Annotated in this window: 14 protein-coding genes; 6 read left to right on the top strand and 8 right to left on the bottom strand. The window is 71.9% G+C overall.

Annotation, left to right across the window (positions count from 1 at the left end; all coding sequences use genetic code 11):
• Window positions 1-84 precede the first annotated feature (84 nt).
• The 3 genes from IG94_RS0116915 (at window position 85) to IG94_RS0116905 (ending at window position 2,664) form a co-directional block, all read left to right on the top strand.
• Entirely contained in the window at window positions 85-687 is a 603-nt protein-coding gene (locus IG94_RS0116915; RefSeq protein ID WP_043483799.1) for an RNA 2'-phosphotransferase, read from the top strand.
• Window positions 688-822: 135 nt separating this feature from the next.
• Complete coding sequence (locus IG94_RS0116910; RefSeq protein WP_031036720.1) at window positions 823-1,728, top strand: LLM class flavin-dependent oxidoreductase; 906 nt, start codon at window positions 823-825, stop codon at window positions 1,726-1,728.
• A 48-nt stretch (window positions 1,729-1,776) separates the two neighbouring features.
• Window positions 1,777-2,664, top strand: coding sequence for an HAD family hydrolase (locus IG94_RS0116905; protein ID WP_031036717.1), 888 nt, complete (start codon window positions 1,777-1,779; stop codon window positions 2,662-2,664).
• A 31-nt stretch (window positions 2,665-2,695) separates the two neighbouring features.
• Here IG94_RS0116905 and IG94_RS0116900 read toward each other — a convergent pair whose 3' ends face one another.
• From IG94_RS0116900 to hisC, 6 genes are all read right to left on the bottom strand, one after another.
• Window positions 2,696-3,736: a M23 family metallopeptidase gene (locus tag IG94_RS0116900; protein ID WP_031036714.1), complete on the bottom strand. Its 1,041-nt coding sequence runs from the start codon at window positions 3,734-3,736 to the stop codon at window positions 2,696-2,698.
• Window positions 3,737-3,857: 121 nt separating this feature from the next.
• Complete coding sequence (locus IG94_RS0116895; RefSeq protein WP_031036711.1) at window positions 3,858-5,540, bottom strand: sensor histidine kinase; 1,683 nt, start codon at window positions 5,538-5,540, stop codon at window positions 3,858-3,860.
• Window positions 5,541-5,620: 80 nt separating this feature from the next.
• Complete coding sequence (cydD, locus tag IG94_RS0116890; protein ID WP_031036707.1) at window positions 5,621-9,136, bottom strand: thiol reductant ABC exporter subunit CydD; 3,516 nt, start codon at window positions 9,134-9,136, stop codon at window positions 5,621-5,623.
• Window positions 9,137-9,209: 73 nt separating this feature from the next.
• Window positions 9,210-10,214 (bottom strand): cytochrome d ubiquinol oxidase subunit II, encoded by a 1,005-nt coding sequence (gene cydB, locus IG94_RS0116885; protein WP_031036704.1) that lies wholly within the window; start codon window positions 10,212-10,214, stop codon window positions 9,210-9,212.
• A gap of 21 nt (window positions 10,215-10,235) precedes the next feature.
• Window positions 10,236-11,741, bottom strand: a complete 1,506-nt coding sequence (locus tag IG94_RS0116880; RefSeq protein ID WP_031036701.1) for a cytochrome ubiquinol oxidase subunit I — start codon at window positions 11,739-11,741, stop codon at window positions 10,236-10,238.
• Between the two features lie 314 nt (window positions 11,742-12,055).
• Window positions 12,056-13,135: a histidinol-phosphate transaminase gene (hisC, locus tag IG94_RS0116875; RefSeq protein WP_031036696.1), complete on the bottom strand. Its 1,080-nt coding sequence runs from the start codon at window positions 13,133-13,135 to the stop codon at window positions 12,056-12,058.
• A 526-nt stretch (window positions 13,136-13,661) separates the two neighbouring features.
• Here hisC and IG94_RS0116870 point away from each other — a divergent pair.
• The 3 genes from IG94_RS0116870 (at window position 13,662) to IG94_RS0116860 (ending at window position 17,404) form a co-directional block, all read left to right on the top strand.
• On the top strand, window positions 13,662-14,774 hold the full coding sequence (locus IG94_RS0116870) for a LacI family DNA-binding transcriptional regulator (protein WP_078535773.1): 1,113 nt from the start codon (window positions 13,662-13,664) through the stop codon (window positions 14,772-14,774).
• Between the two features lie 469 nt (window positions 14,775-15,243).
• Window positions 15,244-16,350 carry a Ser/Thr/Tyr protein phosphatase SppA gene (gene sppA, locus IG94_RS0116865; protein WP_107060593.1) on the top strand — a complete coding sequence of 369 codons (1,107 nt, stop codon included), beginning with the start codon at window positions 15,244-15,246 and terminating at the stop codon, window positions 16,348-16,350.
• Between the two features lie 181 nt (window positions 16,351-16,531).
• The gene (locus tag IG94_RS0116860) at window positions 16,532-17,404 is read left to right on the top strand and encodes a membrane protein (RefSeq protein ID WP_031036685.1); all 873 of its coding nucleotides are present in this window, start codon (window positions 16,532-16,534) and stop codon (window positions 17,402-17,404) included.
• Window positions 17,405-17,428: 24 nt separating this feature from the next.
• Here IG94_RS0116860 and IG94_RS0116855 read toward each other — a convergent pair whose 3' ends face one another.
• Both IG94_RS0116855 and thiC read right to left on the bottom strand, forming a co-directional pair.
• Complete coding sequence (locus tag IG94_RS0116855) at window positions 17,429-18,871, bottom strand: VWA domain-containing protein (RefSeq protein WP_031036681.1); 1,443 nt, start codon at window positions 18,869-18,871, stop codon at window positions 17,429-17,431.
• Window positions 18,872-18,958: 87 nt separating this feature from the next.
• A complete protein-coding gene (gene thiC, locus IG94_RS0116850; protein WP_031036677.1) occupies window positions 18,959-20,740 on the bottom strand; it encodes a phosphomethylpyrimidine synthase ThiC in 1,782 nt (593 codons plus the stop codon).
• Window positions 20,741-20,844 lie beyond the last annotated feature (104 nt).

Raw genomic sequence — 20,844 nt, 5'->3', positions numbered from 1 at the left:
TGGATAACCCGACTTGACTGTGGATCAAACCTGGCCGGTGAAATCGTTCGCGTGACGCGTGTCTCTTTCGGCAGGCTGATGCCCATGCACCAGCACCAAGTGGACGACACGGATCGCACGGGCGACACGGGCCATGGCACGGGCGACAGACGCGCTGTGAAGGTGTCCAAGTACCTGTCGAAGCACCTGCGCCATCGACCGGACCTCATCGGCCTGACGCCGGACGCGGCCGGCTGGGTCGAGATCGACACGCTCATCGCCGCGGCGGCCGCACACGGCTTCCGTTTCACCCGGGCCGAACTCGACCACGTGGTCGCCACCAACGACAAACGGCGCTTCGCGATCCGGGGCAGCCGCATCCGTGCCAACCAGGGCCACAGCATCGAGGTGGACCTCGCGCTGCCCGCGGCCGCGCCGCCGCCGTACCTCTACCACGGGACCGTGTCCCGGCACCTGGACGCGATCCGGGCCGAGGGGCTGCGGCCGATGAACCGGCACGACGTGCACCTCTCCCCGGACCGCGAGACTGCGACCCGGGTCGGCGCGCGCCGCGGCCGACCGGTCGTGCTGCCGGTGGACGCCGCCACCATGCACCGCGACGGCCTCGTCTTCCGCGTCAGCGCGAACGGGGTCTGGCTGACGGCGGCCGTGCCACCGCGCTACCTCCGCTTCCCCTCCGGGCACTGACGTCACACGACCGGTGCCACGGAGTCGACGTCGAGAACGAACGCCGTCACGAGAGCCGGCGCGAGGCGCCGCCCGCGGTGACACCACCGGCTGTTTCACGTGAAACCGTGGCCGGCGCCGCTTAGGGTCAAGAGCATGAGTCTGCGTCTGAGCACCGTGATCCTCCCGTACCGCCGCTGGCACGAGGGCGGCCGTACGCCCTGGGCGCGAGCCGAGCAGCTCGGTTTCCACACCGCGTACACCTACGACCACCTGTCCTGGCGGAGTTTCCGCGACGGCCCGTGGTTCGGCGCCGTGCCGACGCTCACCGCCGCGGCGGCCGTCACCGAGCGGCTGCGGCTCGGCACTCTGGTGACCTCCCCCAATTTCCGCCACCCGGTGACGCTCGCCAAGGAGCTCATCTCCCTCGACGACATCTCCGGCGGCCGCGTCACCCTCGGCATAGGCGCGGGCGGCACGGGCTTCGACGCCACCGCGCTCGGCCAGGAGCCCTGGACTCCGCGGGAGCGTGCCGACCGGTTCGCCGAGTTCCTGCCCCTGCTCGACCGTCTGCTGACGGAGGACGCCGTCTCGTACGAGGGCGACTTCTACTCGGCGCACGAGGCACGCAACATCCCGGGGTGCGTGCAGCGGCCCCGGCTGCCGTTCGCGGTGGCCGCGACCGGCCCGCGCGGGCTGCGGCTCGCCGCACGGTACGGACAGGCATGGGTGACCACCGGTGACCCGAAGCTGTACGAGAGCGGCACCCCCGAGCAGTCGGACCGGGCGCTGCGGGACCAGGGCGACCGGCTGGCCGACGCCTGCGCCGCCATCGGCCGCGACGTGGGCGAACTGGACCGGGTTCTGCTCACCGGCTTCACCCCGGACCGCGGTCGTCCGCTGGAGTCCGTGGACGCGTTCGTGGACTTCGCCGGCCGGCACCGGGAACTGGGGTTCACCGAGTTGGCGGTGCACTGGCCGATCGCCGACTCGGACTTCACGGCGGACGAGAAGATCTTCGAGCGGATCGCCATGGAGGCTCCCGCCCAGTTGGGGATGTGAGAGCCGTAGCTCACATATGTGCGGACCGGTGCACGGTCGTGCACGCATATGCGTGACAATGACCGGGTGACCTCAGCGACCCGACAGCCCGAGCCCCCGGCCGCCGCCACTCGCCCGCGGCTGATCGCCACCGACCTCGACGGCACGCTGCTGCGCGACGACAAGTCGGTCTCCCCGCGTACGGTCGCCGCGCTGGCCGCCGCGGAGCAGGCGGGCATCGAGGTCTTCTTCGTCACGGGCCGTCCCGCCCGCTGGATGGACGTCGTCAGCGCCCATGTCCACGGGCACGGCCTCGCCATCTGCGGCAACGGCGCAGCCGTCGTCGACCTGCACGGCGGCCCGGACGCGCACCGGTTCGTGAAGGTCCGCGAACTGCCGAGGGAGAACGCGCTGGACGCCGTACGGCTGCTGCGCGAGGCGGCACCCGGCACGGTCTACGCGGTCGAGCAGACCTACGGCTTCCACCAGGAGCCCGCCTACCCGAAGATGCACCTGGAGGTCCCCGACGACCTCCTGCCCGCCGAGGAGCTCCTGGCGCCGGACGGCCGAGGGACCACCGAGCCGGTCCTGAAGATCCTCGCCTTCCACCCCGAGCTGGACCCGGACGGCTTCCTGACGCTGGCCCGCCTCGCCGTCGGCGACCGCGCCAACGTCACCCGCTCCAGCCCCGGCGCCCTGCTGGAGATCAGCGGCCCGGACGTCTCCAAGGCCAGTACGCTCGCCCTCTGCTGCGCCGAGCGCGGCATCTCCCACGACGAGGTCGTCGCGTTCGGCGACATGCCGAACGACGTGGAGATGCTCACCTGGGCGGGCCGGTCGTACGCGATGGGCAACGCGCACCCGGACGTGGTCGCCGCCGCTTCGGGGCAGACGGTCGCCAACAACGACGACGGCGTCGCCGTCGTGATCGAGCAGATGCTGGCGCAGCTGCCCTGAGCCCGCCCTCCGCAGCCGTCGGCGAGGAACGTCAGAGCGGCACCCCGCGCTGCGACAGCCACGGCACCGGATCCAGCGCCGAACCCGTGTCGGGCGTGACCCGGACCTCGAAGTGCAGGTGGGGTCCGGTGGAGTTGCCGGTGCTGCCCGACTGGCCGATCCACCGACCGGCTTCCACCCGGTCGCCCTGGTCGACGGCGACCGCCGAGAGATGGGCGTACTGCGTGTAGTAGCCGCCCGCGTGCTGGACGACCACCTGGATGCCGAAGGCACCACCGCAGGACACCCGCGCCACCCGGCCCGTGCCGACCGACCGCACGGGTGTACCCACCGGCACCGCGAAGTCCTGGCCGGTGTGCCGGTGCGCCCACCGCGAACCACCGCTGCCGAAGGACGCCGACAACTCGTACGTCTCCACCGGTGCCACCCAGGGCCCGCCGGCGGGCCCGTCCGGCTGGTCGAGGCGGACCGCGCCGGGGCACGAGCCGGCCGTGACGGAGGCGTCCGCCGCTCCCTGCAGGCGCGCACGCGCCGCCGCCAGCTTGCCCTCGATCTTCTTCTTGAGCTTCGCCAGCTCGGCGTTGCGCTTCTCCAGCCCCTGCCAGGCCGCCTGTGCCCGGGCCTCGTCGGCGGCGAGCCGGTCCTGCGCCCGCAGGCTCCTGCCGATGGCCCGGTTCACGGCCAGGTTGGCCCGGGAGACGACCCGCTGGCCGCGCAGCAGTTCTTCCGGGCTGTCGGAGAGGAGCACCCGCGCGGTGAGGGGCAGCCCTTCGGTACCGCGGTACTGGGCACGGGCGATCCGGCCCAGGTCCTCGTGCATGGCGTCGATCTTCCGTCGCTCCCGGTCCAGCCGCTTCTCGTACTCCAACGCCTTCGACCGCTGCGCCTCGGCCTCGCGCCGGCCCTGTTCGTACTGCCGGGTCGTGTCGGCCGCTTCCTCGTACAGCCGCGCCACCTGCGGTCCGGGAGTCGCACCTGGCCCGCCGTCCCCGTCGGCGGGACGGGCCGCCAGGACGGCGAGTGCGCACAGCAGTGCCGGAACGAGCAGCGGGTGGCGGCGGGTTGAGCGCATGTCAGTGATCGTGGACCCAGAGAGGGCACACGGTCTCGTCCACGTCGTGCGTATGGGTGACCTGTTGCTGCACACGGGGCAGCCCGGCTGCTGCACACGGGGCAACGGACGCTGCCACCGCTCAGTAGGGTGCCTCCCACTGCACCGTCGTGCCGCCGCCGTCCGCCGCGATGCCGGGACCGAGACGGCTGGCCCCTCCCACGCTCTCGGCACGGCGCCGCAGATTGTGCAGACCGCTGCGCCGGCCACCCTCGGGAACGCCGACACCGTCGTCCGAGACGGTCAGCCGGACACCCCGCCGACCGTCCGGCAGCACCGCCGTCGCGTCCACGGCCACCTCGATCCTGGTGGCGTGGGCGTGCCGGAAGGCGTTGGACAGGGTCTCGCGCAGCGCGGCGATCAGGTTCTTGCCGGTCAGGTCCCCGACCGCGGTGTCGACCGGGCCGGTGAAACGGTGCGAGGGTGTGAAGCCCAGCGGCACGGCGGCCATGCTGATCTCCCGCAGCACGCGGGTGCGCAGACCGGCCGGCGCCTCGGCGGGCTGCTGGAGCGCGAAGATCGCCGAGCGGATCTCCTGGATGGTGACGTCGAGCTCGTCCACGGCGTCGCCGACTCCGTCGCGCACCTCGGGCACGGCCGCCCTGCGCTGAGCGCTCCCCAGCATCATCCCCGTGGCGAACAGCCGCTGGATGACGAGGTCGTGCAGGTCCCTGGCGATCCGGTCCCGGTCCTCGAACACGGCCAGCCGTTCGCGGTCGCGCTGGGCGTCGGCCATGGTCAGCGCCAGCGCGGCCTGCGAGGCGAACTGGTGACCGAGCGCGCGCTCCGTGCGCGTGAACGGCCGTTCTCCCCGCGCCCGGGGCATGACGAGGCCGCCGAGGACCCGCCCGTCCCGGCACAGCGGCAGCAGCATGATCGGCCCGTAGGCGCGCACCGGACCGGCCTCCAGCCGCGGGTCGGTGGCCGCGTCGTCCACGAACAGCGGGCGCCCGGAGAGGAGTTCGGCCACGATGCCGTTCTCCGGCGGAATGACCACGCCGAGGGAGTTCGTACGGTGGGGTGCGGCGACGGCCGCGATCTCCAGGCCGCCCCCGTCCGCCGGCAGCAGCACGATCCCGGCGGCCGCTCCGGAGAGCCGGCGTGCCTGCTCGGCGACCTCCTGGAGGGCGTCGTCGGTGTCGCCGCCGGCCAGCAGCGCGGTGGTGACGGCGACCGACCCGTCGATCCAGCGTTCCCGCTGCTGGGCGGCCTCGTGCAGGCGCACGTTGCCGATGGCGAGGCCCGCCTCCGTGGCCAGGACCCGGACCATGGCGAGGTCGTAGTCGTTGAACGGCTCTGCCGCGTGCTTGCCGGTCAGGTAGAGATGGCCAAACGTCTGCCCCCGCGCCTTGACGGGCACGCCGAGGAAGCTCCGCGTCGGAGGCCGGTGCTCGGGGGAGCCGCCCGCGCCCGGGTTCCCCGGCGGGCCGGTGGACCGGACCGGCTCCGGGTCGGTGACGAGGGCCCCGAGCAGGCCCTTGCGTCCGCCGGGCAGGTGGCCGGCGCGCCGAGCGGTCGCCTCGTCGAGCCCGTGGTGGACGAAGTCGGCCAGCCCGTCGCCGTCCTCGTCGAGTACGCCGAGCGCCGCGCAGCGGGCTCCGGTGAGGTCGGCGGCCGTCTCGCAGATCCGGCTCAGCGTGGAGCGCAGCTCCCGTCCGCCACCGACGGAGCGCATCGCGTCCAGCAGTTTCGGCACCCGCGCCAGGAACTCGGCCGAGGCCCCCTCGGGGAGCGACGGCGGACCGGGAGGCGGGACCGGGGCCATACCCAGAGCCTAATGAGCACCTTTTGATAGGGAAAGTCGGATTCAGGAGCATCTCGTGAAGCAGGGCGGGCTGCGGCCGGTCAGCCGACGCCCGCCGGCGTCTCCGCCGCCGCCTCCCGCTCGGCCATGTCCCTCAGCGGCCCCGGTACGGCCGCCAGCTCCGCGTACGGACCTCGCTGTACGACTCGGCCCCGGTCCAGCACGACCACCTCGTCCACGGCCCGCAGACCCGCCAGCCGGTGCGTGATCAGCAGGGTCGTGCGGCCCTCGGTGGCGGCCAGCAGATCGGCCGTGAGCGCGTCGGCGGTCGGCAGGTCGAGATGCTCGGCGGGCTCGTCGAGCACGAGCACGGGGAAGTCGGCGAGCAGGGCCCTGGCCAGGGCAAGGCGTTGGCGCTGACCGCCGGACAGCCGGGCCCCGTGCTCGCCGACCAGGGTGTCCAGGCCGTCGGGCAGGCTGTCGGCCCAGTCGAGGAGCCGGGCCCGCGCGAGCACGTCGCGCACCTCGCCCTCCGTGGCGTCCTTCCTGGCCAGCAGCAGATTCTCACGCACCGAGCTGTCGAAGAGGTGGGCGTCCTGGGCGCACAGCCCGACGAGCCGCCGCACGTCGTCACCGGCCAGGGCGCGGGCGTCCACACCGGCCAGGGTGCAGGAGCCCGCATCCGGATCGAGGAAACGCAGCAGCACCTGGGCCAGCGTCGTCTTGCCGGAGCCGGAGGGTCCGACGACGGCGACGCGGCGTCCTCGCGTCAGCGTCAGGTCCACTCCTGCCAGGGCGTCCCGGGCCTGCCCCGGATGCCGTGCGGCGAGTCCCCGGAGGACCACGGGGAACGGCGAGGCGGGCGCCTGCCGGGGCGTTTCCGGCTCCCGGACCTCCGCACTCGCGTCGAGCACCTCGTACACGCGCTCGGCGCTCCTGCGCACGCGCTGCCGGTACTGCACGGCGAGCGGCAGCCCGAGTACGGCCTCGAAGGCGGCCAGTGGGGTCAGTACGACGACGGCCAGGGCGACGCCGGCGAGCCGGCCGTCCGCGACCGCCTGGACGCCGACCAGGGAGGCGCCCGCCACCGTCAAACCCGAGACCAGCGCGGTGAGTCCGTCGCCGAGCGCGGTGGCCGCGGCGGCTCGTGCGGCGATCCGGGTGAGGACGCCGTCGGCCCGGCGTGCCCCGGCGGTCCGCTCGGGCAGGGCACCGGCCACGGTCAGCTCGGCGGTTCCGGTGAGCAGGTCGGTCACCCGGGTGGCGAGCACGCCCCGAGCGGGCGCCAGCCTGCGCTCGGCCCGTCGCGCCACGGCCCCCGTGACCAGCGGGACTCCCGCCCCGGCGGCCAGCAGGCCGGCGGCGAGCACCGCACCGGCCGCCGGCAGCAGCCAGGCAGTGAATCCGACCGACGCGGCCGAGACGAGCACCGCGGCGCCCGCGGGCAGCAGCCAGCGAAGCCAGTAGTCCTGCAACGCGTCCACGTCCGCGACGAGGCGGGACAACAGGTCGCCCCGGCGGCTGCGGTGCAGCCCCGCGGGTGCCACCCGCTCCAGCCGCCGGTACACGGCGACCCGGGTGTCGGCCAGCATCCGCAGCACGGCGTCGTGCGACACGAGCCGCTCGGCGTAACGGAACACCGCCCGCCCGATGCCGAAGGCGCGCGTCGCGGTCACGGCAACCATCAGGTACAGCACCGGCGGCTGCTCGGAGGCCCGCGAGATGAGGTACCCGGAAGTGGCCATCAGGCCCACGGCGCTGCCCAGAGCCAGACTGCTGAGCAGCAGCCCCAGACCGAGCCGCCCGCGCCGGACCGCGGACATGGCACGCACCCTGGTGAGGACGCCACCCCGGGCCCGCACCGCCCCCGTCGAGTCCGCCGGCCCCGCCGAGGGGTCCGCATCGGCGAGGGGAACCGGCGCGGAGACCGCGGGGGCCTGCCCGGCGGTGGCCGGCCCGGCGCCGCCGGAGGGCGTCGCCGCGGCCTGCTCCGGCAGCCGCACCACCCGGTCGGCCACCTCGAGCAGCGCCGGGCGGTGCACCACGAGCAGCACCGTCCGCCCCTCCGCCAGCCTGCGCACCGCGGCCACCACCTCGGCCTCGGTGGCACCGTCCAGGGCCGCCGTCGGCTCGTCGAGCAACAGCACCGGACGGTCCGCGAGGAAGGCCCGGGCCAGCGCGAGCCGTTGCCGCTGCCCGGCGGAGAGCCCGGCGCCGTCCTCCCCGAGCACGGTCGCCGCGCCCTCGGGCAGCGCGTCCACGAACTCCAGCGCGCCCGCGTCCCGCAGCGCCCGGCGTACGGCGGGGCCGTCGGCGTCGGGCCGGGCCAGCCGCACGTTCTCGTCGATGGTGCCGGCGTAGAGGTGAGGGTGCTGCGGCACCCAGGCGACCCGGGCGTGCCACTGGGCCAAGTCGAGCGAGGAGAGATCGGCGCCGCCGACCCGGACGCGTCCCCCGGACGGGGCCACGAAGCCCAGGAGGGCGCCGAGCAGCGTGGACTTGCCCGCCCCGCTCGGTCCGACGAGCGCCACCGTCTCTCCGGGCTCGACGGTGAAGCTCGCCCCGGTGACGGCGTCCGCCGTACGCCCGGGATATCGGACGGTGACACCCTCGAAGGACAGGGAGCCGTCCGCCGGAACCGGGCCGGTGCCCGACGCCGGGACGGGCCGCTCCAGTACCGAGAAGATCTCCTCGGCGGCGGCGAGCCCCTCGGCCGCCGCGTGGTACTGGGCACCCACCTGGCGCAGGGGCAGATAGGCCTCGGGGGCGAGGATCAGCACGACCAGGCCGTCGTACAGGGCCATGTCCCCGTGCACGAGCCGCATGCCTATGGTGACGGCGACGAGCGCCACGGACAGCGTGGCGAGCAGTTCGAGGGCGAACGAGGACAGGAAGGCGATCCGCAGGGTCCGCATGGTCGCCTGCCGGTATGCGCCCGTGATGCGCTTGATCGACTCCGCCTGCGCCTTGGCCCGGCCGAACACCTTCAGCGTCGGCAGTCCCGCGACCACGTCCAGGAAGTGCCCGGACAGCCGGGAGAGCAGCCGCCACTGCCGGTCCATCCGGGACTGGGTGGCCCAGCCGATCAGCACCATGAAGACCGGGATGAGCGGCAGCGTCCCGACGATGATCGCCGCCGACACCCAGTCCTCGGTGACGACGCGGGCGAGCACCGCCACCGGAACGACCACCGCGAGGCCCAGCTGAGGCAGGTAGCGCGAGAAGTAGTCGTCGAGGGCGTCGACGCCCCGGGTGGCCAGGGCGACCAGCGAGCCGGTCGGCAGGCCCGCCCGCCCGCCGGGACCGAGCGCGGTGGCCCGCTCCAGCAGCCGGCCCCGCAGCTCCGACTTCACCGCCGCGCTCGCCCGGTGCGCGGCCAGCTCGGTGAGCCAGCCGACCAGTGCCCGGCCGCAGGCCACGGCCACCAACAGCAGCAGGGGAGTGCGCAGTCCGGCCGCCGTCATGTCCTGCTGGAAGGCGCCCACCACCACCTCGGCGACGAGCATCGCCTGGGCTACGAGCAGTCCGGCCCCGGCGGCGCCCAGAGCGACGACGGCCGCCAGGAAGAGCCGGGTGGCACGGGCGTACCGCAGAAGACGTGGATCGATGGGTTTCACGTGAAACATGCCTCCCTGTCCGATGAGGCGCGTTCCGGCGTTTCACGTGAAACGCCGGAACGCCGCCCAGGACTCAGTGCGCGGCTTCGGCGAGGTGCTGGGTGCCGATGCGCTTGCGGAACACCCAGTACGTCCAGCCCTGGTAGAGCAGGACGACCGGCGTGGCGATCACGGCCAGCCAGGTCATGATCTTCAGCGTGTAGGGACTGGACGAGGCGTTGGTGACGGTGAGGCTCCAGCCCGGGTCCAGCGTGGACGGCATGACGTTCGGGAAGAGCGTCAGGAAGAGCATCGCCACGGCGGCCACGATGGTGACGCCGGACAGGGCGAACGACCAGCCCTCACGCCCGGCCCGGTTCGCCGTCAGCGCGGCGCCCAGCGCGGCGACGGCCACCACCAGGGCGACCAGGCTCTTGGCGTCCCCGTTGTCGACCTGCGTCCAGAGCAGGAAGACGAGGGCCAGCACGGCCGTGACCAGACCGACCCGCAGTGCCAGGGTCCGCGCCCGTTCACGGATCTCACCGACGGTCTTGAGCGCGGTGAACACCGTCCCGTGGAACGTGAACAGCGTCAGCGTGACCAGGCCGCCGAGCAGCGCGTACGGGTTGAGCAGGTCCAGGACGGACCCGACGTACTCCAGGTCCCGGTCGATCTTCACGCCGTGGACGATGTTGCCGAACGCCACGCCCCAGAGGAACGCGGGGATCAGCGAGGTCCAGAAGATCGCGGTCTCCCAGTTGCGCTGCCACCGGTCCTCGGGCCGCTTCACCCGGTACTCGAAGGCGACCCCCCGGACGATCAGGCAGACGAGGATGACCAGCAGCGGCAGGTAGAACCCGGAGAAGAGCGTGGCGTACCACTCGGGGAAGGCGGCGAAGGTCGCGCCGCCCGCCGTGAGCAGCCAGACCTCGTTGCCGTCCCACACGGGGCCGATGGTGTTGATCAGCACCCGCTTCTCGGCCCGGTCCCGGGCGAGCAGCTTGGTGAGCACACCGACTCCGAAGTCGAAGCCCTCCAGGAAGAAGTAGCCGGTCCACAGGACGGCGATCAGAACGAACCAGACGTCGTGCAGTTCCATGACTGTGCAGCTCCCCTCGGCCTAGTACGAGAAGGCCATCGGCTTGTCGGCGTCACGGAGGTCGCCGCCGATCTTCGTGGGCGGGTTGAGGTCGTCCTCCGTCAGCTCGGGCGGGCCCGCCTTGACGTACTTGGCGAGCAGCCTGACCTCGATGACGGCCAGCACGGCGTACAGCAGGGTGAACACGGACATCGAGGTGATGACCTCGGCCGTGGAGACGCCGGGGGAGACCGCGTCCCGTGTCTGCATCACGCCGTAGACCACCCAGGGCTGCCGGCCCATCTCGGTGAAGATCCAGCCCCAGGCGTTGGCGATCAGCGGGAACGCCATGGTCCACAGCGCCAGCAGCCAGTACATCCGGGAGAGCCTCGCCCCGAGCGGCCTCTTCAGCAGCACCAGGTGCGGGACCTCGTCCTCCCCGGTGCGCTGGGCGGGCGGCAGCAGGAACCGCTTCCGCGTCAGCCACAGGCCGAGGAGTCCGAGGGAGAAGGACGCCATGCCGAAGCCGATCATCCAGCGGAAGCCCCAGTAGGCGACGGGGACGATGGGCTTGTAGTCACCGGGCCCGAACTGCTCCTGGAGTGCCTTGTTGGTGTCGTGGATGCCCGGGACGTAGGACTCGAAGTCGCTGTGCGCCAGGAAGGACAGCAGGCCGGGGATCTCCAGGGCGACATCGTTGTGCCCCTTGTCGACGTCGCCGTAGGCGAAGACGGAGAAGGGCGCCGGCTCCTCGCCGTCCCAGAGGGCCTCGGCGGCGGCCATCTTCATCGGCTGCTGTTCGTACATGACCTTGCCGAGGGTGTCGCCGCTGACCGCCGTGAGCAGGCCGCCGACCGCCAGGGTGACGAGGCCGAGCCTCAGCGAGGTCCGCATCACCGGGATGTGCTTCTTGCGCATCAGGTGGAAGGCGGCGATGCCGACCATGAAGGCGCCACCCGTGAGGAAGGCCGCCGAGAAGCTGTGGAAGACCTGGTTGAGGGTGGTGTTCTGGGTGAGGACCTGCCAGAAGTCGGTGAGTTCGGCGCGGCCCTTCTCCTCGTTGATCCGGTAGCCGACGGGATGCTGCATCCAGGAGTTGGCCGCCAGGATGAAGTAGGCCGACAGCAGAGTGCCGAGCGAGACCATCCAGATGCAGGCCAGGTGGATCTTCTTGGGCAGCTTGTCCCAGCCGAAGATCCACAGGCCGATGAAGGTGGACTCGAAGAAGAAGGCGATCAGCGCCTCGAAGGCGAGCGGAGCACCGAAGACGTCGCCGACGAAGCGGGAGTAGTCGGACCAGTTCATGCCGAACTGGAACTCCTGCACGATGCCGGTGACGACGCCCATCGCGATGTTGATCAGGAAGAGCTTGCCCCAGAACTTGGTCGCCCTGAGGTACTTCTCCTTCTCCGTGCGGACCCAGGCGGTCTGCAGTCCGGCCGTGAGGGCGGCCAGCGAGATCGTCAGCGGGACGAACAGGAAGTGGTAGACGGTCGTGATGCCGAACTGCCAGCGCGCCAGCGTCTCCGGCGCCAGAGCCATGTCCACGTCGTCACTCTCCTCACTTCACCACACCGCCGCACCCGGCGGCAGTTTGCGCGTGTTCGTCACACCCAACACAGGCGCAATCGGGACACGCTTGTGAACGCGTTCACATTCACAAGCAATTATGACCTACTGCTTTTCGACACCGGAAGGGGGGTCCCCTGTGATGTCAACCCCCTTCGCGGCGGTCCCGCCCCACAGACATGCGACAGCGCGGGACGGCACGTGCCGTCCCGCGCTGTGAACCCGGTCCCCGGGCGTGAGAACCCCGCGCCGCAGGGCGTGTGAACCCGGTCCCGGGGCTGCCTTCGGCTCCGCTACAGCTCCTTGCGGAACTCCTTCGCCGCCCTCAGGAAGATGTCGTTCGCCTCGCTCTCCCCGACCGTGACCCGCACCCCCTCGCCCGGGAACGGCCGGACGACCGCACCGGCCCGCTCGCAGGCGTCCGCGAAGGCGACCGTGCTCTCCCCCAGCCGCAGCCAGACGAAGTTGGCCTGGGTCTCCGGAACCGTCCAGCCCTGGGAGCGGAGCGCGTCGACCACGCGCGTGCGCTCGCACACCAGCGAGCCGACCCGGCCGATCAGCTCGTCCTCGGCCCGCAACGACGCGACGGCCGCCTCCTGCGCGATCTGGCTGACCCCGAAGGGCACCGCCGTCTTGCGCAGCGCGGCCGCCACGGGCTCGTGGGCGATCGCGAACCCGACCCGCAGGCCGGCCAGGCCGTAGGCCTTGGAGAAGGTGCGCAGGACGCAGACGTTGGGTCGCTCTCGGTACAGCTCGCAGCCGTCCGGCACCTCGGGGTCGCGGATGAACTCGCGGTAGGCCTCGTCCAGGACCACCAGAACGTCGCTCGGCACCCGGTCAAGGAAACGTTCCAGCTCGGCCCGCCGGACCACCGTGCCGGTCGGGTTGTTGGGATTGCAGACGAAGATCAACCGGGTCCGGTCGGTGATCGCGTCCGCCATCGCGTCCAGGTCGTGCACGTCACCCGGCGTCAGCGGCACCTGCACCGGGGTCGCGCCGCTGATCCGGGTGACGATCGGGTACGCCTCGAAGGACCGCCAGGCGTAGATCACCTCGTCGCCGGGCCCGGAGGTCGCCTGGACCAGCTGCTGGGCCACACCGACCGACCCGGTGCCGGTGGCCAGGTGGGAGAGGGGGACGCCGAAGCGGTCCGACAGCTCGCTCGTCAAGGACGTACAGGCCAGGTCCGGGTACCGGTTGAAGGAGGCCGCGGCGGCCGTCACCGTCTCCATGACACCGGGCAGGGGCGGATAGGGATTCTCGTTGGAGGACAGCTTGTAGGCCACCGGACCGTCGGCCGCGGCGGGCTTGCCCGGCTTGTAGGTGGGGATCCCCTCCAGCTCGGCGCGCAGCTTGGGGCTCGTCTCACTCACCGCAGTCCTCCTCGTGACCACCACCGGCATCGAATACTTCTCACCTTATGAGGATTCACCGCTGCTGCGTACAGGTGAGGCCGGCCTCCTTCCGGCCGGGGCCCTGCCGTGCCGCTTGCCACCGGTCCCGCGGAGTCCGGCCACCGGTCGGACCGAGTCCCGGTCACCAGTCCGGCCGAGTCCCGGCCACCGGCCCGACCGAAGCCGGACCCTGCTTTGCCACACTGGCATCAGGTGCATCAAGGTACGAAGGCGCACGATTCGGGGGGCGCGCCGCACATATATCTACGCGCCGGTGGCTTGCGCCGTGGCGCGCATCCCTCGTGCAGGTGAGTTGAGACCTCTTCGCAACATCCGCCACGCGGCAGGCCTTCCCCGGTCGACACGTCAGGTATCGGGGTCTGTGGCCCCAACCTCCTTGTTTTTCAAGTACGTTAGACGTTAATGATCATGCAGAAACGTGACTGTCAACGCGTGCATATGCGTCCGCCCTACCCCACCCCATGAGCCCTACTATCGGCTCGCCATGACAGCAGCAGGGAAGCACCAGGTGAGCCGCGCGGAAACCTCACGTCGAGGCAGCCGGCCGGGTCGGGCGGGCATCAGGGACGTGGCCGCCGCCGCCGGAGTATCCATCACTACCGTCTCCGACGCCCTCAACGGCAAGGGCAGACTCCCGGACGCAACCCGGCGCCATGTGCGCGAGGTCGCCGACCGCCTGGGCTACCGGCCCTCGGCCGCCGCCCGCACACTCCGCACCGGCAAGTCCGGACTCATCGGCCTGACCGTGACGACGTACGGGGATGAACCTTTCACCTTCACCGAGTTCGCGTACTTCGCCGAGATGGCGCGCGCCGCCACGTCCGCCGCGCTCGCCCGCGGCTACGCGCTCGTCATCCTCCCGGCGACCTCCCGCCACGACGTGTGGTCCAACGTCGCGCTCGACGGGACGGTCGTCATCGACCCCTCGGACCACGACCCGGTGGTCAGCGAACTGGTCCGCCAGGGATTACCGGTCGTCTCCGATGGCCGCCCGGCCGGCTCGCTGCCCGTCACCGCCTGGGTCGACAACGACCACGAGGCCGCCGTACTGGGCATCCTCGACCACCTCGCCGACGCGGGCGCACGCAGGATCGGCCTGCTCACCGGCACCACGACCGACACGTACACCCATCTGTCGACCACCGCCTACCTGCGCTGGTGCGAGCGCGTCGGCCAGGACCCCGTCTACGAGGCCTACCCGGCCCACGACCCGTGCGCGGGCGCGGTCGCCGCCGACCGGCTGCTCGCCCGCCCCGACCGGCCTGACGCCGTGTACGGACTGTTCGACCCGAACGGCACGGACCTGCTCGCCGCCGCCCGCCGCTACGGTCTGCGCGTCCCCGAGGATCTCCTGCTGGTCTGCTGCAGCGAGTCCACGGTGTACGCCAGCACCGAGCCGCCCGTCACCACCCTCTCGCTGAAACCCCGCCGCATCGGCACGGCGGTGGTCCACGTCCTCATCGACGCGATCGAGGGGTTGCACTCGGACCGGCCGGTCGAGCAGGTGATACCGACCGAACTGATCGTGCGCACGTCGTCGCAACGGCGTTCGCCCCGGACCACGGTCAGTCCGCCGCGGTCACCGGAGAGCGACTAGGGAGCCCCCGGCCCGGCCGGGGGAGTCACCGCGCGGAGGGCGATCCGGAGGGACGGCGCACCGGCAGCCGGGACCCGGGGCTCCGCAGTGAACGGCCGCGGCGTGATCCGCCGGACACGCCCCGGCCCGCCGCTGCGGACACCGGCCGGCCGGAGCGACGGGGACCACCGGGGCCGCGAAAGCGGCACCGGCACGGCCGAAACGCGGCGCGGTGGAGACCCGGGACGTGCCGAGCACGGCCGGCCCGAGCGCGCGGAGTACGGTCGGGAAGAGGTCGCGGAGTACGGCCGGGGAAGAATCGCGGACCGGCGAAGCCGGGCCCAATCGGGGCGAAAGCCGCGGTGAACGGGGGTCCTGTTCCGATTCACCACCCCTGGGTCGTCACACGGCGCGATCCGCATTCCTATGATGGGCCCACACACCGCGGGCCGCTGCGACCAGGCAGTCCGAAGCGGTGCAGATGCGGCGGATGGTGGAGGGGTCGATGACTCAGGGGGCCGGTCAGGGACCCGAGGTGGAACGGACGGCGACAGTGCGCGACTTCCGGGTGCCCGCGTACGTCCACGAGGCCGCTCCGTACGCCGGCTCCGGCACGCAGGAGGGCGAGACCGCGCCTCCCGCCGAGGAGGGGGCCGAGGAGGCCCTTCCCGAGGGCTACACGCCCACCCAGCGGGATCTGCCCATCATCCGTCGGGGTGACACGGTCCAGGTCCCCGTCGACCCCGAGCCGGCCCGGACACAGCAGGCCGCCACCGGCCAGGGGCCCCTGTTCGTCGTCGGCGACGTGCACGGCTACCTCGACGAACTGCTCGCCGCTCTGCGGGAGAAGGACCTCGTCGACGAGGCCGGCGCGTGGTGCGCGGGCACCTCCCGCCTGTGGTTCCTCGGCGACTTCACCGACCGGGGCCCGGACGGCATCGGCGTCATCGACCTGGTGATGCGGCTGTCCGCCGAGGCCGCCGCGGCGGGCGGCTACTGCAAGGCGCTGATGGGCAACCACGAACTGCTGCTGCTCGGCGCCAAGCGGTTCGGCGACACGCCCGTCAACTCCGGTGCGGGCACGGCCACCTTCCAGGCGGCCTGGCTGCTGAACGGCGGCCAGAAGACCGACATGGACCGGCTGCAGGACCACCACCTGCAGTGGATGGCCCGCCTCGACGCCATGGAGGAGGTCGACGACCACCTCCTGGTCCACTCGGACGCCACCACCTACCTCGACTACGGCCGGTCCATCGAAGAGGTCAACGACACCGTCCGCGAGACGATCACGCGCAACGACGCGGAAGAGGTGTGGGACCTGTTCCGCAAGTTCACCAAGAGGTTCTCCTTCCGCGACGAGGGCGGCGCCGACGCCGTGCGCTCGCTGCTGGACACGTACGGCGGCACCCGGATCGTCCACGGGCACAGCCCCATCCCCTACCTGCTGGGCGAAGTCGGTTCCGAGGACGGCGAGGACGACACCCGCACCGCCGTCGAAGGACCCCACGTCTACGCGGACGGCCTGGCCATCGCGATGGACGGCGGCGTGACCATGGCCGGAAAGCTACTGGTTCAGCAACTTCCGCTGGAGGTTTGACCGTTCGCGGATGAGTGTTTCGGCGGCGGCGTCCGTACGGAAGGGCACCCAATTTCTGGAAACCCCCTGTCACCACCCACCGTCACCGCTCTACCATCGGCTTATCCGTAGCAGGCTCCCCTCCGTTTCTGCCCGACGGCTCGTTGGCATGCGAGCCCCAAGCCCTACGGAGCATCGGGGGATGCACATGAACAGCGTTCCGCAGCACCTGTCCAACGAGGACCGCCAGGAGTACGAGCGGATCCTCGACGAGGCGCTGCGCTCCGCACCACACCGCCCGGAACTGGCCGCGGTCGGTCAGCGGCTCAACTCCGCACAACTACGCGCCATGGCGCTCAACGCCACCGCCCTGATCACGGCGGCGGCCACGACCGAGTACCAGCACTACGTGAAGGTCCGCGAGGAGCTGCGCCACCCGGCGCCGTCCGCCTCCTCCCCGCCCACCACCCGCGAATCCGCCTCCGAGGAGCAGGGGACGGGCGCGGCCGGACTCGCCGCCACCGTGGGCGAGGTGGCCGAGGCGACCGGCGCGGGCGCCACCGCCGTCGTCGCCGTCCTGGCCCCCGTCCTGGCCGGCACCGCCGCGGCGATCTTCCTGCTCGTCGGGTACCTCCTGAAGATGCTCGACCCGGGACAGGCCTTCGCCCAGACCATGCTCACCACGGGATGGGTGTTCGGCGCCGTGACCGCGGTGGCGATCCTCGTCGCCGCGACGGGGCTGCTCCTGACCGCGCTGCGCAACCGCCCCTCCGCCGAGTCCGGCTTCTACGGCGCACTCGACGAAGAAGTGACCAGGGCGAGGCAGGCCTGGCAGGATGCCCTGCTGGAGCGCGGCATACTGCCCTTCCTCCGGGAAGCGCTCAGCGACCCGGACACGGCGGCGATGCACCCGACGGGGCCCGTGGGCCGGGCAAGCCGCATGCCGCACCTCGGCTACGGCCGTCCGGGCTTCAGCAGCCCCGACGGGGGCGCCGAGACGGGCCATCGCCCGCGCTACTCGAGCCCGGACTACAGCAGCCCGGACTTCGGCGGGCCGGAGCACCGGTCCGAGTAGCCACCGGCCGGGGCGGGCGGCGCATCACAGGATGCCCGCCCGGCCGGCGGCGGTGATCCAGGACGGGAACTCGGACAGCAGGCGGTCGTACAACTCGGTGTCGGGGAGGGCGCCGATGTCGTCCACCGAGAAGAAGCCGACGTTGTCCACGCGGCGGCCGGGCAGGGTGTCGAAGCGCTCCAGCACGCCGTAGCTCGCGCGCCCGAGCCCGACGAACTGCCAGAAGACCGGCTCCTCGACCGCCTCCCGCAGCTCCCGCTCGATCTCCGCGTTGCGGTACACGCCGCCGTCGGAGAAGAACAGCACCAGAGTCGGCACCGGCGCCGGGTTGCCCCGGACGTAGGCCCGTACCTCGGCGATCACCTTCTGCTCCTCGTTCTGGACGCCGACCGCCCGCATGTCCACCTGCTCGGGGTGCAGCCCCTTCTTCCGGCCGCGTCGGAAGAGGCTGATCTCCCCCACGCGTACGTGCAGCCGCAGCCACTCGGGCAGATCGCCCAGGCGCAGGTCGGGCAGGCGGGCCGGGTTGGAGGCGAAGGCCCACGCCTGCATCTCGCCGTCGTCGTCCAACTGCGCCGCCACGGCCGCCGTCCGCTCGACCACGTCCGCGACCACGCCCTTGGCGTAGAGGGCGGACATGGACCCGGAAGCGTCCAGTACGAGGACGACGCGCGCGGTGACGCCGGCCGCGCCGTGCTTGCTCAGACTGACCGCGACCTGCTCCTTGCGCAGGGACAGCCGCTTGCGCATGTCCACGGGCAGACGTTCCTCGCCCTTGGTCAGCCGCGGCCCGGCAGTGCCTTCGGGCGCAGCCACCCTCGGCGCCGCCGGCGGCACGGGAGGGGCCGGCGGCGCGTGCGTCGGCGTCGGCGTCGGCGTCGGCGTCGGCGTCGGCGTCGGCGTCGGCGTCGGCGTCGGGGGAGCGTCGTCCACGGTGATGCCGAAGTCGGTGGCGAGCCCCGCGAGCCCGGACGCGTACCCCTGCCCGACCGCGCGGAACTTCCACGCCCCCTGCCGCCGGTACAGCTCACCGCCGACGAGCGCGGCCTCGGTCCCGGCCGTCATGTCGAACCGCGCCAGCTCGGCGCCGGATCCGGCATCCAGCAACCGCAACGAGAGCCCCGGGACCCGGCCGAACGTCCCGCCGTCCGCCGAGGCGCACAGCACGATGCGCTCGACGGCCGGCTCCACCGAACGCAGGTCCACCTCGACGGCGTCGGTCGTGTGTGCCGGGACCGCGCCGGGAGCAACCCGCTTGCCCAGGTGCCCCACGGCGCCGGACGCGTGACGGGGCTGGTTGTAGAAGACGAAGTCGCCGTCGTCCCGTACCCGTCCGTCCGAGGCGAGCAGCAGCGCGGACACGTCGACCCCGGGGACGCCCGGCCCGGCGGACCAGACGAGTTCGGCACGCACCGCGGCGGCGCCGACGACGAGGTTGGCGCCCTTGCTCAGTGAGGTGGCAGTCATGCGCCCAGTCTGCCGACACGAGCCCGGGGCGGGGAGGGAGCGGACCCGAGACCCGCTCCCTCCGCACCGCGGTGCCCCGACGGGACCTCAGTCCGCGAGGGGCAGGTACACCCGGTTGCCGGCGGCGGCGAACTCGGCCGACTTCTGGGCCATGCCCTCCTCGATTTCGGCCTTGCTCCCCCCGTGCTCCCGGCGGATGTCCTGCGAAATCTTCATGGAGCAGAACTTCGGCCCGCACATGGAGCAGAAGTGGGCCGTCTTGGCGGGCTCGGCCGGCAGGGTCTCGTCGTGGAACTCGCGCGCCGTGTCCGGGTCGAGGGCCAGGTTGAACTGGTCCTCCCACCGGAACTCGAAGCGGGCGTCCGACAGCGCGTCGTCCCACTCCTGCGCACCTGGGTGCCCCTTGGCGAGGTCGGCGGCATGAGCGGCGATCTTGTAGGTGATGACGCCGGTCTTGACGTCGTCCCGGTTGGGCAGGCCCAGATGCTCCTTGGGCGTGACGTAGCAGAGCATGGCCGTACCCCACCAGGCGATCATCGCGGCACCGATGCCGGAGGTGATGTGGTCGTACGCCGGCGCCACGTCCGTCGTCAGCGGGCCGAGCGTATAGAACGGGGCTTCGTCGCAGATCTCCTGCTGGAGGTCGATGTTCTCCTTGATCTTGTGCATGGGGACGTGTCCCGGGCCCTCGATCATGGTCTGTACGTTGCGGTGCTTCGCGATCCGGTTGAGTTCCCCAAGAGTGCGCAACTCGGCGAACTGCGCCTCGTCGTTGGCGTCCGCGATCGAGCCGGGCCGCAGGCCGTCGCCGAGGGAGTACGTGACGTCGTACGCGGCGAGGATTTCGCAGAGTTCCTCGAAGTTCTCGTAGAGGAACGACTCCCGGTGGTGGGCCAGGCACCAGGCCGCCATGATCGAGCCGCCGCGGGAGACGATGCCGGTCTTGCGGTTCGCGGTCAGCGGTACATAGGCCAGCCGCACGCCCGCGTGGACCGTCATGTAGTCCACCCCCTGCTCGGCCTGCTCGACGACCGTGTCCTTGTAGATCTCCCAGGTCAGCTCCTCGGCCCGGCCGTCGACCTTCTCCAGTGCCTGGTAGAGCGGCACGGTGCCGATGGGAACGGGGGAGTTGCGCAGGACCCACTCGCGGGTGGTGTGGATGTTGCGGCCGGTGGAGAGGTCCATGACCGTGTCGGCGCCCCACCGGGTCGCCCAGGTCATCTTCTCGACCTCCTCCTCGATGGACGACGTCACCGCCGAGTTGCCGATGTTGGCGTTCACCTTCACGAGGAACCGCTTGCCGATGATCATCGGCTCGATCTCGGGATGGTTGACGTTGGCGGGCAGGACCGCACGGCCGGCCGCGATCTCCTCGCGGACCACCTCCGGCGAGACGTTCTCCCGTACGGCCACGTACTCCATCTCCGGCGTGACCTCGCCCCGGCGGGCGTAGGCGAGCTGCGTCACGGCCCGGCCGTCCCGGCCCCGGCGCGGCTGACGCGGCCGGCCGGGGAAGACGGCGTCGAGGTTGCGCAGACCGCCGCGCGGCGCGGTGTGCTTGATGCCGTCGTCCTCGGGGCGGACGGGACGGCCCGCGTACTCCTCGGTGTCGCCGCGGGCGACGATCCAGTTCTCCCGCAACGGGGCCAGCCCCCTGCGGACGTCGGTGTCGACGAGCGGATCGGTGTACGGGCCCGAAGTGTCGTACAGCCCGACCGACTGCCCGTTGGTCAGGTGCACCTGACGGACCGGCACCCGCAGATCGGGGCGCGAGCCCTCGACGTACGCCTTGTGCCAGCCGACGGACGTCCCGGCCTCCGCGGGCCCCTCCTGGGCGGAGGCAGGCGTGCGTGCGTCCTTGTTGGTCATGAGACCTACTCCCTACGCCGGCATTACCCGGTAACAGGTTCGGCGGTCGACGCAGCGGATTCCGTCGGACGACGCTCCGTGGGATACATCACTCGGCTTCGGTG

It is taken from the genome of Streptomyces olivaceus (assembly GCF_000721235.1).
GTDB lineage: Bacteria > Actinomycetota > Actinomycetes > Streptomycetales > Streptomycetaceae > Streptomyces > Streptomyces olivaceus.
This window is presented reverse-complemented; position numbering and strand designations above follow the sequence as displayed.